The organism is Pseudomonas sp. ACM7 (genome assembly GCF_004136015.1).
Classification (GTDB): Bacteria; Pseudomonadota; Gammaproteobacteria; order Pseudomonadales; family Pseudomonadaceae; genus Aquipseudomonas; species Aquipseudomonas frigoris.
In genome coordinates, this window is the sequence record NZ_CP024866.1 from 5,605,103 (window position 1) to 5,620,464 (window position 15,362).

Here is a 15,362-nt window from a genome sequence, read left to right on the forward strand (position 1 = left end):
TCTGCCAGCCCTCGGGAATTTCTGCTCGCCTGAGTGTCAGAGGATGTGTCGTGAACATTTGGGGTGTTGCTGGTCATTTCTGGTACGGATGTGCCGCAAAACCGGGCTTGAACCCCCCGTTTTGCCGTGCGGCTGCTAGTGTTGTTCGATGCACAAGGCGCAAGCTGCGTACCGATGACCGAATATGTCGCAGCGCTGCAAGCACGGGGCTTGCCGCACTGGTTAAGCTGCGCAACGGATGAGCACCTGTAAAGACATTGCGCGGGACGTTGCCCAGTCGTTTTTGCAGATGCCCATTCATGGAAGGTGAATGTGACCTGAGTGTCTCGTCCAGCTTCACCCACCTGTCATCCTGTTTCCTCTGCCCGAGAATCAGGAGCAGGGTGACGGATTACCCCGAAAGGGGTTTGCACGCGACGCTTCCATCAATAACAAGCCCAAGCGGAGTACCACAGATGGCGTTCTTCACCGCAGCCAGCAAAGCCGACTTCCAGCACCAACTGCAAGCGGCACTGGCCCAGCACATCAGTGAACAGGCACTGCCACAAGTGGCGCTGTTCGCTGAACAATTTTTCGGCATCATTTCCCTGGACGAGCTGACCCAGCGTCGGTTGTCCGACCTCGCCGGCTGCACCCTTTCTGCGTGGCGCCTGCTTGAGCGCTTCGATCACGCGCAACCGCAAGTGCGCGTCTACAACCCCGATTACGAACGCCACGGCTGGCAGTCGACCCACACCGCGGTCGAAGTGCTGCACCACGACCTGCCATTTCTGGTGGACTCGGTACGCACCGAGCTGAACCGTCGCGGCTACAGCATCCACACCCTGCAAACCACTGTGCTGAGCGTGCGTCGCGGCAGCAAGGGCGAGCTGCTGGAAATCCTGCCGAAAGGCACCCAGGGCGACGACGTACTGCAAGAGTCGTTGATGTACCTGGAAATCGACCGTTGCGCCAACTCGGCCGAACTGAATGTCCTGAGCAAGGAATTGGAACAGGTTCTCGGTGAAGTCCGCGTCGCGGTCGCCGATTTCGAGCCGATGAAAGCCAAGGTCCAGGAAATCCTCACCGGCCTGGACAACAGCCAGTTCGCTGTCGATTTTGAAGAAAAAGCCGAAATCAAAAGCTTCCTGGAATGGCTCGTGGGCAACCACTTCACCTTCCTCGGCTATGAAGAGTTCGTGGTTCGCGATGAAGCCGATGGCGGCCACATCGTTTACGACCAGGACTCCTTCCTCGGCCTGACAAAATTGCTGCGCACCGGCCTGACCTACGATGACCTGCGCATCGAAGACTACGCCGTGAACTACCTGCGCGAACCGACCCTGCTGTCGTTCGCCAAGGCTGCGCACCCGAGCCGTGTACACCGTCCGGCTTACCCGGATTACGTGTCGATCCGTGAAATCGACGCCGACGGCAACGTCATCAAGGAATGCCGTTTCATGGGCCTGTACACCTCCTCGGTGTATGGCGAGAGCGTGCGGGTCATCCCGTACATCCGTCGCAAGGTCGAAGAAATCGAACGCCGTTCCGGCTTCCAGGCCAAGGCTCACTTGGGCAAGGAACTGGCGCAGGTAGTTGAAGTGCTGCCCCGCGACGACCTGTTCCAGACCCCGGTCGACGAACTGTTTGCCACCGTGATGTCGATTGTGCAGATCCAGGAACGCAACAAGATTCGCGTGTTCCTGCGCAAAGACCCGTACGGCCGCTTCTGCTACTGCCTGGCCTACGTGCCGCGCGACATCTACTCCACCGAAGTGCGCCAGAAGATCCAGCAAGTGCTGATGGATCGCCTGAAAGCCTCGGACTGCGAGTTCTGGACCTTCTTCTCCGAGTCCGTGCTGGCCCGTGTGCAACTGATTCTGCGTGTCGATCCGAAAAACCGTCTGGACATCGACCCGCAGCAGCTGGAAAACGAAGTGATCCAGGCTTGCCGCAGCTGGCAGGACGACTACTCGGCCCTGACCGTCGAAACCTTCGGCGAAGCCCACGGCACCAACGTGTTGGCCGACTTCCCGAAAGGCTTCCCGGCCGGTTACCGCGAGCGTTTCGCCGCGCATTCGGCTGTGGTCGACATGCAGCACCTGCTGAGCCTGAAAGAATCCAATCCGCTGGTGATGAGCTTCTATCAGCCACTGGGCCAGGTGTCCGGTCAACGCGAGTTGCACTGCAAGCTGTATCACGCCGATACCCCGCTGGCACTGTCCGACGTGTTGCCGATCCTTGAAAACCTTGGCCTGCGCGTGTTGGGTGAATTCCCGTATCGCCTGCGTCACAACAATGGCCGCGAGTTCTGGATTCACGATTTCGCGTTCACCGCCGCTGAAGGCCTGGAACTCGACATCCAGCAACTCAACGACACCTTGCAGGACGCTTTCGTCCACATCGTGCGCGGCGATGCCGAGAACGATGCGTTCAACCGTCTGGTGCTGACCGCCGGCCTGCCATGGCGCGATGTCGCGCTGCTGCGTGCCTACGCCCGTTACATGAAGCAGATTCGCCTGGGCTTCGACCTGGGTTACATCGCCAGCACCCTGAACAACCACACCGACATCGCTCGCGAGTTGACCCGGTTGTTCAAAACCCGTTTCTACCTGGCCCGCAAGCTCGGTACTGACGATCTGGAAGACAAGCAGCAACGTCTGGAACACGCGATTCTGAGCGCACTGGACGACGTCCAGGTGTTGAACGAAGACCGTATCCTGCGTCGCTACCTGGACCTGATCAAGGCCACCCTGCGGACCAACTTCTACCAGACCGACGCGCACGGTCAGAACAAGTCCTACTTCAGCTTCAAGTTCAACCCGCACCAGATTCCAGAGCTGCCGAAGCCAGTACCGAAGTTCGAAATCTTCGTTTACTCGCCACGCGTCGAAGGCGTGCACCTGCGCTTCGGCAACGTTGCTCGCGGTGGTCTGCGCTGGTCCGACCGTGAAGAAGACTTCCGTACCGAAGTCCTGGGCCTGGTAAAAGCCCAGCAAGTGAAGAACTCGGTCATCGTGCCGGTGGGCGCCAAGGGCGGCTTCCTGCCGCGTCGCTTGCCACTGGGCGGCAGCCGTGACGAGATCGCGGCCGAGGGCATCGCCTGCTACCGCATCTTCATCTCGGGCCTGTTGGACATCACCGACAACCTGAAAGACGGCGCGCTGGTACCGCCGGCCAACGTCGTGCGTCATGACGATGATGACCCGTACCTGGTGGTGGCAGCGGACAAAGGCACTGCAACCTTCTCCGACATCGCCAACGGCATCGCCATCGACTACGGCTTCTGGCTCGGCGATGCATTCGCATCGGGCGGCTCGGCCGGTTACGACCACAAGAAAATGGGCATCACCGCCAAGGGCGCGTGGGTTGGCGTTCAACGTCACTTCCGTGAACGCGGCATCAATGTTCAGGAAGACAACATCACGGTGGTCGGCGTCGGCGACATGGCCGGTGACGTATTCGGTAACGGCTTGTTGATGTCCGACAAGCTGCAACTGGTCGCAGCGTTCAACCACCTGCACATCTTCATCGACCCGAACCCGGAGCCGGCCAACAGCTTCGCCGAGCGTCAGCGCCTGTTCGACCTGCCGCGTTCGGCCTGGTCGGATTACGACACCAGCATCATGTCCGAAGGCGGCGGGATCTTCTCCCGTAGCGCGAAAAGCATCGCGATTTCCCCGCAGATGAAAGAGCGCTTCGACATTCAGGCGGACAAGTTGACCCCGACCGAACTGCTCAACGCCTTGCTCAAGGCGCCGGTGGATCTGTTGTGGAACGGCGGTATCGGTACTTACGTCAAAGCCAGCAGCGAAAGCCACGCCGATGTCGGCGACAAGGCCAACGATGCACTGCGCGTGAACGGCAACGAACTGCGCTGCAAAGTCGTGGGCGAGGGCGGTAACCTCGGTATGACCCAGCTGGGTCGTGTCGAATTCGGCCTCAATGGCGGCGGTTCCAACACCGACTTCATCGACAACGCTGGTGGTGTGGACTGCTCCGACCACGAAGTAAACATCAAGATTCTGCTGAACGAAGTGGTTCATGCCGGTGACATGACCGACAAGCAACGTAACCAGTTGCTGGCGAGCATGACCGACGAAGTCGGAAACCTGGTTCTGGGCAACAACTACAAGCAGACTCAGGCACTGTCCCTGGCGGCACGCCGTGCCTTCGTGCGGATTGCCGAATACAAGCGTCTGATGAACGATCTGGAAGGCCGCGGCAAGCTGGATCGCGCCATCGAGTTCCTGCCGTCTGAAGAAGCGATCAACGAGCGCCTCGCGGAAGGCCACGGCCTGACCCGTGCCGAGCTGTCGGTGCTGATCTCCTACAGCAAGATCGACCTCAAGGAAGCGCTGCTCAACTCCCAGGTGCCGGATGACGCTTACCTGACGCGCGACATGGAAACTGCGTTCCCGCCGACCCTGGTGAGCAAGTTCGCCGACGCCATGCGCCGTCACCGCCTGAAGCGTGAGATCGTCAGCACCCAGATCGCCAACGATCTGGTCAACCACATGGGCATCACCTTCGTTCAACGACTGAAAGAGTCGACCGGCATGAGCCCGGCGAATGTTGCCGGTGCATATGTAATTGTTCGGGATATCTTCCACCTCCCGCACTGGTTCCGGCAGATAGAAGCCCTGGACTACCAGGTTTCCGCTGACGTGCAACTGGAACTGATGGATGAGCTGATGCGTCTGGGCCGTCGCGCTACGCGCTGGTTCCTGCGCAGCCGTCGCAACGAGCAGAATGCTGCCCGTGACGTCGCGCACTTCGGTCCACATCTGGCAGCGCTGGGCCTCAAGCTCGACGAACTGCTGGAAGGCCCGACCCGCGAAGGCTGGCAGACCCGTTATCAGGCGTACGTTGCGGCTGGCGTTCCTGAGTTGCTGGCGCGCATGGTTGCAGGCACCACTCACCTGTACACCTTGCTGCCGATCATCGAAGCGTCCGACGTGACCGGTCAGAACGCAGCTGACGTGGCGAAGGCTTACTTCGCTGTTGGTAGCGCGCTGGACATCACCTGGTACCTGCAACAGATCAGCGCTCTGCCGGTTGAAAACAACTGGCAGGCCCTGGCCCGTGAAGCGTTCCGAGATGACGTCGACTGGCAACAACGTGCAATCACCATCTCGGTCCTGCAACAGGGCGACGGCACCCAGGACGTGGAAACCCGTCTGGAGCTGTGGATGGAAGAGCACGAAGGCATGATCGAACGCTGGCGCGCCATGCTGGTAGAAATCCGTGCCGCCAGCGGCACTGATTACGCCATGTATGCGGTGGCCAACCGTGAGTTGCTGGATCTGGCGTTGAGCGGTCAAGCGGTAGTGCCTACCACTGCCGCTGTCACTGCCAGCGCTGAGTTGGAGCCGGCCGCCTGATCAGGCGCTGAATGAAGAAGCCCCGTCTCGAAAGAGGCGGGGCTTTTTTTTGGTCTGATGGATTTGTGTCGTTTGGTCGGACCCTTTCGCGAGCAAGCCCGCTCCCACATTAGTTTTGCGTCGTACACATAATCAATGTGGGAGCGGGCTTGCTCGCGAAGGGGGTATCACATTCAATACAAATTTATGCCTGTTGTGTTATCGATCATCGACACTTTATCTGTCGGTCTGGTCAATAAATTGCTGAGCGACTGGTCAAACTTCTGCAAGGCCCGAACTTGCACGTTTTGTTGTTCGTTAATGTCGGCAACTATCTCTTCGCTGCGTTTATAGTCCGCCCATACCGGACTCAGTTCTTTAGCGTCATGCCCTTTCGCAGTGCCGATGTAGTTGAAGTGGGTATCGTAGAATGCTGCGCTGACATTCGCGCTGATATCCGAACTGCGAGATGTCATCAATTGACTGCGGGTATCGACAATGGCGACCACGTCCGGCTTCGCCGCTCTCAGGCTTTGCATGTCGGGGTATACGGTCGCCGAGCCAAACTGACGTTGCAAGGATGCTTTGACCCAGTCCACCGCCAGGTCCGGTTTGGAGGTGGCGACGTAGGCGTCGTGAATCGACTGCACCAGCAGGCTCTGGCCGAAACCGGTGCCGGCGTTGGCCTGGTAATCCTGAAGGTAGGCGCGGTTAGTCTGAGTGTTGCGGCTGTAGACGATGCCCAGGGACACGTTGCTGCCATTGGTGACATGCGTGGCGCTGCTGCGGCCCACCGGCTCGGTGAAGACGCCGTCGAGCGAAGAAACAGCCTTCGGTGCAGTGGGTATTGAACAGCCCGTTAAAAGAATCGTCATCGTCAAGGTGCTGACAAGTGCAAGTTTCATGGTGTTTCTCCCGTGAAACAACTTGGGTCGGAAAGTTAATAGGCCGGACACAGACGGCGGAGATTCCAGACTAAACCTGTCGTCACTGAATGAAATGGCCAATCACCGCGGTTGTCAGGTGACTACTAGTTTTGTTTGGTTTAAAAGGCCCCGGTTAATTACGCCGGGAAATAAAAAGGCCCGAATGCTTAATTCGAGCCTGTTTATTTATGGCTGGCGCAACAGCTATCAGTTTTCCAAAGGGATCAATACTTTTTCGTCGGGCGCTAACACCATAAACACCAAGAGTTTGGCAGGTTTGGTTGCACTGGCATTTTTCGAGACCAAATGTTCCGATCCGGCCGGTTCATACCAATACTCGCCGGCCTTGTAGGTCTTCGGTTGCTCGCCTTTCACTTGAGAAACGATCGATCCAGAAATAACGTAAGCCATGGCCGTGCCCTCGTGCTTGTGGGCAATGGACGATTGGCCGGGTTTGTAATCGACTTCGATCATCAGCGCTTTTTTACCCGGCACGTTTTTCAGCATCTGGTCCTGCAACACCGTGACTTTTTCCGATGGGTCGTGGGCGAATGCCGCGACGGAAACGGTCAGGGCGAGAGCGGCGAGGGGGGCAGCGCAGTAGCGGAAGGCTTTCATGGGTATCACCTGCTTTGGTTAGTCGTCAGGGACCACAGTAAGTCTCGGCCAAGGCCAATCAAACAGCCAATTTTCGTGAAGGCGAGGGGACCAATCATGCGCGTTGAAAAAACAAGATCGCCGCCTCCAGCCACTCCTGCAGGGGTACCCATTGCCCTGTAGGAGTGGCCGAAGGCGGCGACCTAATTTTCTAAACGATAGGAAAGCTGTTGAAGTCGACGCTGTTGGCCAGACGGCTGTCGATCAGGCCGATAAAGCCTTGTACTTCAGGGCAGTTGAAATGCATTTGCATGGCCGCTTCCGATTGCCAGCGGGCGCTGACAGTCCAGCGGTTGTCGTCCTCGGGGCAGCGGTCAACCATATAGGAATCACAGCCCGGTAGTTCGCGCAGGGTGTCGACAATTTTTTGCAGTTGCTTGCCCAGTTCGTCCGAGCGGCCGGCGGCGGCCTGCACCTTAACGGTATTGATCACTTCGTTGGACATTGCTCACACTCCTGAATCAGGCCGGACGAATCCTGCTCATTGAGGGATAACACTTATGCAGGATAGGCCCGCATCCCCGGACCACCAATAGCCAATCGCGGGATAAAAACGCAGACCAATCCGTCAGGTAACCTGCTGCAAAATGTCCCGCAGGCGGTCCAGGGCGATGTCGATGTCCAGGGTTTCAATGGCGCCAAAACCGAGGAAAAGCCCGGACTGCGGCGCTTGCTGATAGAAAAAGCTGTCGATGGGATACACCCCGACTTCGACCTTTTTCGCAAGTGTAATCACCAATGGAATATCGATAGACACTTTGCACATAACCACCATGTGGAACCCGGCGGTGGTCGGGACAGCCTCGAGCCACGGTGACAGATCGCCGGCCATGCGCTCGAGGATCCGCTCACGACGCCCGGCATAAATCGTATGGCAGCGCCGAATGTGCTTGAGCAGACAGCCTTCGGCGATGAACTTGGCCAGCGCCCATTGGGGCAAGGTGGAGGTGTGCAGGTCGGTGAGCTGCTTGGCGCGAATGACCGCTTCGAGAATCGCTGGCGGCAGGATCGCATAACCCAGGCGCAGCTCCGGCAGCAGGGTTTTCGAAAAGGTTCCGACGTAGGCGACGATGCCGCGTTCGTCCATGCTTTGCAGCGAGTCGGTGGGCCGGCCTTCGTAGCGGAATTCGCTGTCGTAATCATCCTCGATGATGATCGCGCCCAACTCATGGGCCCGCTCCAGCAGCGCCACCCGGCGCGCCTGGCTCATCGGCATGCCGAGCGGGAACTGGTGGGACGGAGTGACATAGATCAGCCGGGTGCCAAGGGGAATCTTGTCCACCTGAATGCCTTCCGCATCCACCGGGACGCCGATCACCGTGGCGCCGTGGGTACCGAACAACAGGCGTGCAGGCGGATAGCCGGGGTCTTCCATGGCGACAATGCTGCCGGGACGGGTGAGCACCCGGGAGATCAGGTCCAGTGCCTGTTGCGCGCCGTTGCACACCACCACGTCTTCGTCCTGGCAATTGACCCCGCGGGAAAACGCGATGTGCCGGGCGATCGCATTGCGTAGCGCCGGCAGGCCTTCGGGCAGGCTGTAGAAACCCTTGGAAGCTGCGATCTGGCGCAAGGCGTGAGCGGTGCAGCGCCGCCAGTCATCCTGGGGAAACTGGCCCTTGCTGGTGGCGCCGCCGATGAAGTCGTAGCGCAACGAGCCTTCCAGTGTCGGATGGCGAAGGAACACCGGCAGGTTGCGCCAGGACTCGATGACCTCGGCACTGGCCAGCTCCGAATGGCTCTGTTTACGGGTGATTTTCGCCGGTCGGGCATTGACGTAGGTGCCTTTGCCGATGACCCCGGTGAGGAAGTTTTCGTAGGTCAGTTGCGTGTAGGTGTCGGAAATGGTCTTGCGCGAAATGCCCAATTGTTCAGCGAGTAAACGACTGGGCGGTAGTTGCGTCCCGGCTGCCAGACGGCCGGATTCGATGGCGCTGCGCAGTTGGTTGTACAACTGGCCTGCCAGGTCCTTGCGGCCGTTGATGACAACGTGAAGTTCCATACCGGCGAGGCTCCTGGGGCGATTGAGGCGCGTGTGCGTCGGGCCAGATTACCCGCATGAGCGCCAGCGCAAAAGTTGCGAGGGCGAAAAACCTCCGATTGGTCTGGTGCCTGAGTGGTCCACGGGTATTTCGCAGAATTGGATCTGTAACGCCTGCGTATCAACGCCTACCTTGAGGGGCACACATTCGATCCACGAGGTCACTCCATGAACCCCCGCCTGGATTACTACAGCGCATCGCCCAAAGCGATGAAAGCGATGATTGCCATGGAGGCCTTGACCAGCAACCTCAGCATCGAGCCGGCCTTGCTGCACTTGATCAAAATCCGAGCCTCGCAACTCAATGGCTGCGCCTTCTGCACCGACATGCACTCGGTGGATGCCCGGCGCCTGGGCGAGACTGACCGTCGGTTGTATTCGATCGTGGTCTGGCGCGACAGCGGTTTCTTCAATGCGCGAGAACGCGCGGCGCTGGCCTGGACCGAAGCCGTCACCTTGCTCTCTGAAAGCCATGTGCCGGACGAGGTCTACGCGCAGGCCCGGGAGCAGTTCAGCGAAGGCGAGATGGTCGACCTGACCATCGCCATCACCACCATCAACAGCTGGAATCGACTGGCGGTGAGTTTTCGGCAAACCCCTGGAGGCTGAATCGATTTTCCGCCCTGAGTGTCACGTCAGGTTCATAAACGCTGCGCAGGATGAGGCTTTCAAGGACAGATCGACAGGGAGTCAGCGATGCGATTCATGGAAACCACAGATCGTCAGCAAGTTGCGCAGTACCGCTCTCCCGTAGAAAAAACCTCATCCTGGCGCGCACTGGCGGCAGGGATCGATCCGGTGCTGGCGCAGTCTTTTCGGGTCAGTGCCCGTTGCGGCTGTTTCATGCAGGCAGCCCGCAGCCTCAACATCAAGGCCACCCAACTGCGCAAACAATTGGCGCAGCTTGAAACGCAACTGCAGTGCTCGCTGTTCAGCCACTCAGAGAATGGCGTTGCCCTCAGTCGTGACGGATTGCAGCTGCAATCGCAGTTGATTGCCCTGGCCCACGAGCGCGACTTGCAGGTGATCGAACAGCCGTTGATTCGCCTGGCCGTCGCCGAATCGATCCTGCATGACATTCTCGGTCGCGATCTGGTTGCCTTGTTGCGGCGCAACGCCAGCGTGCGCCTGGACATCATCACCCTCGACAGTGAACTGTCCCTGCAAGCGGTCAGTGCCGATGTGGTGCTGTGGCTGGCCGGCACCGATTCACCGCTGCCCGGCCCGAGTTTTGCTGTCAGCGAGCCTCGGCGTCTGGCGCGGCTCGACTATCTGCCCCACATCGCCAAACGTTATTCACGGGTCGCGTCGCGGCCAGACAGCCTCGATGACCTGGCGGATTTCCTGCTGGTGCAATGGCAGCATGACCGTCAGGTCGACTGTTTTCGGCCGTGGAATACCCTCGTGGACCAACGCCTGGCCGGAGTGGTGCAGTTGCATTCCTATGAACTGATGCTGGAGATGATCCGTTGCAGCGCCTGTATTGGCCTGCTGCCCGGATACATCAGCCGCTTCGACCGCGGCCTTATTGCATTGCCGGGGCTGTTCAGTCAACCGATGCAGCGGCAGGTGTGGGTGGCGGTCAATGCGCAGTCCGAGGGTTCAGCGCAGGTGCAGATGATCGTTGAGCTGATCCAGAACACCTTCGAAGAGCGGCGGGAGTGGTTCGAACAACCTTCGGCGGTATAGAGTGGGCGGCCATGTCTGTCTCAAGGATGAATCACCCATGCCCGCCACTGACGCTGTCATCTCCCTCGAACGTTTCAAAGAATCCCACATTGACGGTATTACCGCGCTCTACAACGACCCGGCCATTACCCGGCAGGTACTGCAAATGCCATTTCAGTCCCCCGAAGTCTGGCGCAAGCGCCTGGCGCCGGATAATGAGCGTGTGGTGCAGCTGGTGGCGCTGCATCAAGGGACGGTCATCGGCAATATCGGCCTGGAGCAGTTTTCGCGGATCCGTCGCAGCCATGCTGGCAATCTCGGCATGGGCGTCGCGGTGGGCTGGCAGGGCAAGGGCGTCGGCTCGAAGCTGTTGGCGGCGGCGCTGGACATCGCTGACAACTGGATGAACCTGCAACGGCTCGAGCTTTCGGTTTACGCCGACAACGAAGCTGCCATCGGGCTTTATCGCAAGTTCGGCTTCGAAACCGAAGGGCTGTTTCGCGACTACGCCGTGCGTGATGGCGGATGGGTCGATGCCTTGAGTATGGCGCGGCTGCGTCGCACGCCCAAGGCCGGTTGAGTCACTCACCCAACGCGAACGCCACCGCCGCCTGTGCATGCAGTTCGGTGGTGTCGAGCAAGGGTAGGGCGCTGTGCTCAGGTTTGATCAGCAGGCCGATTTCCGTGCAACCGAGGATGATGGCCTGGGCGCCACGTCGGCTCAGTGATTCGATGACCTGCTGATAGACCTTGCGTGACGCCTCGCTGGTCACCCCGACGCACAACTCGTCATAGATGATCCGGTGCACGGCTTGGCGTTCCTCGGCCTCCGGCACCAGTACGGTCAGCCCCATTGAAGTCAGGCGTTCCTTGAGGAAGTCCTGCTCCATGGTGAACGCTGTGCCGAGCAATCCGACCTCCAGCGCACCCGTATCGACGGCAGCCTGACCGGCCGAATCGGCGATGTGCAGGAAGGGAATGGCGATCGCTGCCTGAATCTGCCCGGCCACTTTGTGCATGGTGTTGGTACACAGCACCACGCAATCGGCACCACCGGCCTCTAGCCTACGCGCCGCATCCACCAGAATCGCCGCGGCATCGTCCCAGCGCCCGGCATGCTGGGCCTGTTCGACAGGGCCAAAGTCGACGCTGTACATTAGCAACTTCGCCGAACGCAACGGCCCGAGCCGGTCGCGTACCTGCTGATTGATGAGACGGTAATACTCGGCGCTGGACTCCCAGCTCATGCCGCCGATAAGGCCGATGGTGCGCATGTCGTGCTCCTGTTGATGGCAACCCTTGTTCGAGCATGCCCTTATTTGAGAGTACCCGTGGCTCTTCATCGCGATATATCAGGAAATTTCACATGCCAGCGGCGCTGAGCCAGGAGCTGCTGGGCGGCAGACTCTGCTTGCAGCTTTTGCCCCGTGCGGCTTACAGCGCGCGTGACCCTGTGCAGTGGCAAACCCTTGGGGTGACGCTGGAACGTCAACACGGCGTGCACGCCATCGATTCGGATCATCGGGTGGATTTCGACACCTTGCCTGGCGTACTGGCTTACACCCCGGTCGGCGTGGAGGTGTTTTCCGAATCGGCCAGCGGTGGCGAATACCTGCTGATGCGTCTGGACGAGCCGTTGGCTAATCAGTGTTTACCCTCGGTTGACCGCCGTGTGCAGTCTTCGGGCAATCGCCGCGCGCTGATGCTGGGCCGGGAACTGCGGCGTCTGTTGCTCGCTCCGCAACCGGACAGGCTGGCGCTTGAGCAAAGGGCGGTGGAATTCGTTGGTTTGATGAACCCGAAGACCAATACCGCGCAACGTGTCACGTCCAGGGTTTTCACCCAAGTGCTGGATCAGATCGCCGAGCAGTTCCACGAACCCCTGACCCTGGAACAATTGGCCGCCACCTACGGACAAAACGAGCTGCGCTTCCTGCGCGACTTTACCCGGGCCATCGGCCTGACACCCCACGCTTACCTCGTTGAAGTGCGGCTTCAGGCGGCACGCCGGATGATCGAACACACCGACCTGTCCCTGGCCGACATCGCCCTGAACGCGGGGTTCGCCCATCAGTCCCACATGGGCAGTGCCTTTCGCAAATACCTGGCCATGACCCCCAGCCAATACCGTTCACGCTTTTAGTCGTACGCCGGCAGCGCGCATCTGCCATGCTCAAAGTCCGCAGCACCGCTTCAACAAAGGAACACCGCAATGGACGACGTACAGCAACTGGGTGAGATGCTTCGCCATTACGCAGAAAGCGAAGCGCACAAGAAGCAACTATTCGAGTCGCAATCGGCCGTGTGGGCGACGCGCATTGGTGAACTGTTCGATCAGATCCAGCAATGGCTGGAACCGGTCCAGGCGCCGAATCTGCTGGAGGTGAGCCGCGAGGCCTATGTCGCCTCGGGGCCGAGCGTTCCGGTCGAGACGTCAGCCTTCAAGACCGAGAAGCTGTCCATTGTGATTGCCGGTAAACCGGTGGAGTTTGTGCCGGATGTGATGGGTGCCGGTGGTCAGATTTCACTGGCCGTAATGGGCCTGACGGCCGCGCGCTACGGCAGCATTTCGCTGGTGTGCCTGCCACCGTCCAGTAGCTGGCAATGGCGCAAGACCAATGGCTTGAAAGACCCGGATACATTTGCGTTCGATGCGAACTTTTTGGCGCAGCAGTTGCAGAGCCTGATCCCCCGCGAACGCAGCTGAACTCTCTGACCTGACACATACCCTGTGGGAGCGGGCTTGCTCGCGAAGAGGCCATAACATTCAACATCAATGTTGAATGACAGTCCGCCTTCGCGAGCAAGTCGGATCGCCGCATCGCCGCTCCCACATTGGATTTGCGTTGCGTCAAATTTCGAGGTTGCCCCAACCCGGTTTCGCTTCTTCCGGCGCCACCGTCTTCACACGCTTGCCCGTCGCCAATTCCACCCGCCGCGCCACCTCCGGGTCATCGGCAAACGCAATCAAACTGGCTTCATCCAGACTCTCTGCCGTCTGATGCTTCAGGCAGTATTCAACCGCCAGCCAAAGCCCCGCGACGCCCAACACATTCAGCACGACCTCAATCATCTCAAGCCCCTTGCCTCAGGCAATCTGCGCTTCGCGGTGGGCCATTTCAACGTCCGAAACCCGCACTGTGCGCCAGACGTTGTAAGCCATCAGCAACATGCCGCTGAGGAAGAATACACCGCCGGCGAAGCGCACCACGAACCCTGGATGGCTGGCCTGCAAGGCTTCGACGAAGGAGTAGGTCAGCGTGCCGTCGTCGTTGATCGCCCGCCACATCAGGCCCTGGGTGATGCCGTTGACCCACATCGAGGCGATGTACAGCACGGTGCCGATGGTCGCCAGCCAGAAGTGCAGGTTGATCAGCGGCGTGCTGTACATCTGCTCGCGGCCGAAGACTTTCGGGACCATGTGGTACAGCGAGCCGAAGGTGATCATTGCCACCCAACCCAGAGCGCCGGCGTGAACGTGGCCGATGGTCCAGTCGGTGTAGTGGGAGAGGGCGTTGACCGTTTTGATCGCCATCATCGGCCCTTCGAAAGTCGACATCCCGTAGAACGCCAGGGACAACACCAAAAAGCGCAGGATTGGGTCGGTGCGCAATTTATGCCAGGCGCCCGAGAGCGTCATCATGCCGTTGATCATCCCGCCCCAACTCGGTGCCAGCAGGATCAGCGACATGGCCATGCCGAGCGACTGCGCCCAGTCCGGCAGCGCGGTGTAATGCAAGTGGTGCGGGCCGGCCCAGATGTACAGGGTGATCAGCGCCCAGAAATGCACGATCGACAGCCGATAGGAATACACCGGTCGCCCGACCTGTTTTGGCACGAAGTAGTACATCATCCCCAGGAACCCGGTGGTCAGGAAGAAACCCACTGCGTTGTGCCCGTACCACCACTGCACCATGGCGTCGGTCGCCCCGGAATACACCGGATAAGACTTGAACCAGTCCACCGGAATCGCCAGGTGATTGACCACGTGCAACATGGCGATCACCACAATGAACGCGCCGAAGAACCAATTGCCGACGTAGATGTGTTTGGTCTTGCGTTGCACCACGGTGGTGAAGAACACAATGGCGTAAGCGACCCAGACCACCGTCATCCACACCGCGCCGGAAAATTCGATCTCGGCGTATTCCTTGGTGGTGGTGTAGCCCAGCGGCAGGGTGATCAGCATCACCACGATTACCGACTGCCAGCCCCAAAAGGTGAATGCCGCGAGCTTCTCCGAAAACAGCCGCACCTGGCAGGTGCGCTGCACCGCGTAGTAACTGGCGGCGAATTGCGCGCTGCCAGCAAAGCCGAAAATCACCAGGCTGGTGTGCAGCGGGCGCAAGCGGCCGAAGGTGGTCCACGGCAGGTCGAGGTTCATCTGTGGCCACACCAGTTGCGAGGCGATCCACACCCCCATCGCCATCCCCACGACACCCCAAACCACGGTTGCCACGACGAATTGGCGGACGACCTTGTAGTTATAGGCCAGTCCGATTGTTGCTGTGCTCGTGGTCAATGCTTCCACGGTTGCAAAGTCTTGCCAGGCCACCCGGACTGGCATGTCGTGCACTGTAGAAACCTTGTGAAAAACAAAACAGGCTCAGGAAAACATCATTTATGCGAATCAGATTTGAGGTAACCCTGCGGCCATCTGCCACAACCTGATACGGTTTTTTAGCGTTCAGCTGAATCTGTAACGCACTGCGTCGCAGGTCCATAGTC

The 15,362-nt window shown here is 59.3% G+C and carries 13 protein-coding genes; 6 read left to right on the top strand and 7 right to left on the bottom strand.

The features are described from left to right. The first annotated feature begins 455 nt into the window (after window positions 1–455). Window positions 456–5,363 (top strand): NAD-glutamate dehydrogenase, encoded by a 4,908-nt coding sequence (locus CUN63_RS26750; protein ID WP_129443840.1) that lies wholly within the window; start codon window positions 456–458, stop codon window positions 5,361–5,363. A gap of 173 nt (window positions 5,364–5,536) precedes the next feature. On the opposite strand, the gene CUN63_RS26755 is transcribed toward CUN63_RS26750, so the two are convergent. The 4 genes from CUN63_RS26755 to CUN63_RS26770 all read right to left on the bottom strand — a co-directional run bounded on the left by CUN63_RS26755 (window position 5,537) and on the right by CUN63_RS26770 (window position 8,927). Then, window positions 5,537–6,247, bottom strand: coding sequence for an ATPase (locus CUN63_RS26755; protein ID WP_129443842.1), 711 nt, complete (start codon window positions 6,245–6,247; stop codon window positions 5,537–5,539). A 228-nt stretch (window positions 6,248–6,475) separates the two neighbouring features. Continuing rightward, window positions 6,476–6,886, bottom strand: coding sequence for a cupin domain-containing protein (locus CUN63_RS26760; RefSeq protein WP_129443844.1), 411 nt, complete (start codon window positions 6,884–6,886; stop codon window positions 6,476–6,478). A 190-nt stretch (window positions 6,887–7,076) separates the two neighbouring features. Then, window positions 7,077–7,370, bottom strand: a complete 294-nt coding sequence (locus CUN63_RS26765) for a putative quinol monooxygenase (RefSeq protein WP_008150809.1) — start codon at window positions 7,368–7,370, stop codon at window positions 7,077–7,079. Window positions 7,371–7,493: 123 nt separating this feature from the next. After that, complete coding sequence (locus CUN63_RS26770; protein WP_129443846.1) at window positions 7,494–8,927, bottom strand: PLP-dependent aminotransferase family protein; 1,434 nt, start codon at window positions 8,925–8,927, stop codon at window positions 7,494–7,496. 207 nt (window positions 8,928–9,134) lie between these two features. Between CUN63_RS26770 and CUN63_RS26775 the strand changes: the two genes are divergently transcribed. The 3 genes from CUN63_RS26775 (at window position 9,135) to CUN63_RS26785 (ending at window position 11,214) form a co-directional block, all read left to right on the top strand. After that, window positions 9,135–9,575: a carboxymuconolactone decarboxylase family protein gene (locus CUN63_RS26775; protein WP_129443848.1), complete on the top strand. Its 441-nt coding sequence runs from the start codon at window positions 9,135–9,137 to the stop codon at window positions 9,573–9,575. A gap of 87 nt (window positions 9,576–9,662) precedes the next feature. Then, window positions 9,663–10,655: a LysR family transcriptional regulator gene (locus CUN63_RS26780; protein ID WP_129443850.1), complete on the top strand. Its 993-nt coding sequence runs from the start codon at window positions 9,663–9,665 to the stop codon at window positions 10,653–10,655. A 37-nt stretch (window positions 10,656–10,692) separates the two neighbouring features. Then, window positions 10,693–11,214, top strand: a complete 522-nt coding sequence (locus tag CUN63_RS26785) for a GNAT family N-acetyltransferase (protein WP_129443853.1) — start codon at window positions 10,693–10,695, stop codon at window positions 11,212–11,214. A gap of 1 nt (window position 11,215) precedes the next feature. On the opposite strand, the gene CUN63_RS26790 is transcribed toward CUN63_RS26785, so the two are convergent. Beyond that, window positions 11,216–11,908 carry an aspartate/glutamate racemase family protein gene (locus CUN63_RS26790; protein ID WP_129443855.1) on the bottom strand — a complete coding sequence of 231 codons (693 nt, stop codon included), beginning with the start codon at window positions 11,906–11,908 and terminating at the stop codon, window positions 11,216–11,218. 92 nt (window positions 11,909–12,000) lie between these two features. On the opposite strand from CUN63_RS26790, the gene CUN63_RS26795 reads away from it, so the two are divergent. Continuing rightward, window positions 12,001–12,777 (top strand): AraC family transcriptional regulator, encoded by a 777-nt coding sequence (locus tag CUN63_RS26795; RefSeq protein ID WP_129443858.1) that lies wholly within the window; start codon window positions 12,001–12,003, stop codon window positions 12,775–12,777. A 69-nt stretch (window positions 12,778–12,846) separates the two neighbouring features. Beyond that, the gene (locus CUN63_RS26800) at window positions 12,847–13,341 is read left to right on the top strand and encodes a hypothetical protein (RefSeq protein ID WP_129443860.1); all 495 of its coding nucleotides are present in this window, start codon (window positions 12,847–12,849) and stop codon (window positions 13,339–13,341) included. Window positions 13,342–13,485: 144 nt separating this feature from the next. Here CUN63_RS26800 and CUN63_RS26810 read toward each other — a convergent pair whose 3' ends face one another. Next, window positions 13,486–13,707, bottom strand: a complete 222-nt coding sequence (locus CUN63_RS26810; RefSeq protein WP_129443862.1) for a cbb3-type cytochrome c oxidase subunit 3 — start codon at window positions 13,705–13,707, stop codon at window positions 13,486–13,488. 15 nt (window positions 13,708–13,722) lie between these two features. Further along, window positions 13,723–15,201: a cytochrome-c oxidase, cbb3-type subunit I gene (gene ccoN / locus CUN63_RS26815; RefSeq protein ID WP_129443863.1), complete on the bottom strand. Its 1,479-nt coding sequence runs from the start codon at window positions 15,199–15,201 to the stop codon at window positions 13,723–13,725. Between the last annotated feature and the right edge of the window lie 161 nt (window positions 15,202–15,362).

Coding starts and splice junctions, on each gene's coding strand:
- CUN63_RS26780 (WP_129443850.1), top strand. CDS start 9,663: ATGCGATTCATGGAAACCACAGATCGTCAGCAAGTTGCGCAGTACCGC.
- ccoN (WP_129443863.1), bottom strand. CDS start 15,201: ATGCCAGTCCGGGTGGCCTGGCAAGACTTTGCAACCGTGGAAGCATTG.
- CUN63_RS26765 (WP_008150809.1), bottom strand. CDS start 7,370: ATGTCCAACGAAGTGATCAATACCGTTAAGGTGCAGGCCGCCGCCGGC.
- CUN63_RS26785 (WP_129443853.1), top strand. CDS start 10,693: ATGCCCGCCACTGACGCTGTCATCTCCCTCGAACGTTTCAAAGAATCC.
- CUN63_RS26810 (WP_129443862.1), bottom strand. CDS start 13,707: ATGATTGAGGTCGTGCTGAATGTGTTGGGCGTCGCGGGGCTTTGGCTG.
- CUN63_RS26800 (WP_129443860.1), top strand. CDS start 12,847: ATGGACGACGTACAGCAACTGGGTGAGATGCTTCGCCATTACGCAGAA.
- CUN63_RS26790 (WP_129443855.1), bottom strand. CDS start 11,908: ATGCGCACCATCGGCCTTATCGGCGGCATGAGCTGGGAGTCCAGCGCC.
- CUN63_RS26775 (WP_129443848.1), top strand. CDS start 9,135: ATGAACCCCCGCCTGGATTACTACAGCGCATCGCCCAAAGCGATGAAA.
- CUN63_RS26755 (WP_129443842.1), bottom strand. CDS start 6,247: ATGAAACTTGCACTTGTCAGCACCTTGACGATGACGATTCTTTTAACG.
- CUN63_RS26770 (WP_129443846.1), bottom strand. CDS start 8,927: ATGGAACTTCACGTTGTCATCAACGGCCGCAAGGACCTGGCAGGCCAG.
- CUN63_RS26760 (WP_129443844.1), bottom strand. CDS start 6,886: ATGAAAGCCTTCCGCTACTGCGCTGCCCCCCTCGCCGCTCTCGCCCTG.
- CUN63_RS26795 (WP_129443858.1), top strand. CDS start 12,001: ATGCCAGCGGCGCTGAGCCAGGAGCTGCTGGGCGGCAGACTCTGCTTG.
- CUN63_RS26750 (WP_129443840.1), top strand. CDS start 456: ATGGCGTTCTTCACCGCAGCCAGCAAAGCCGACTTCCAGCACCAACTG.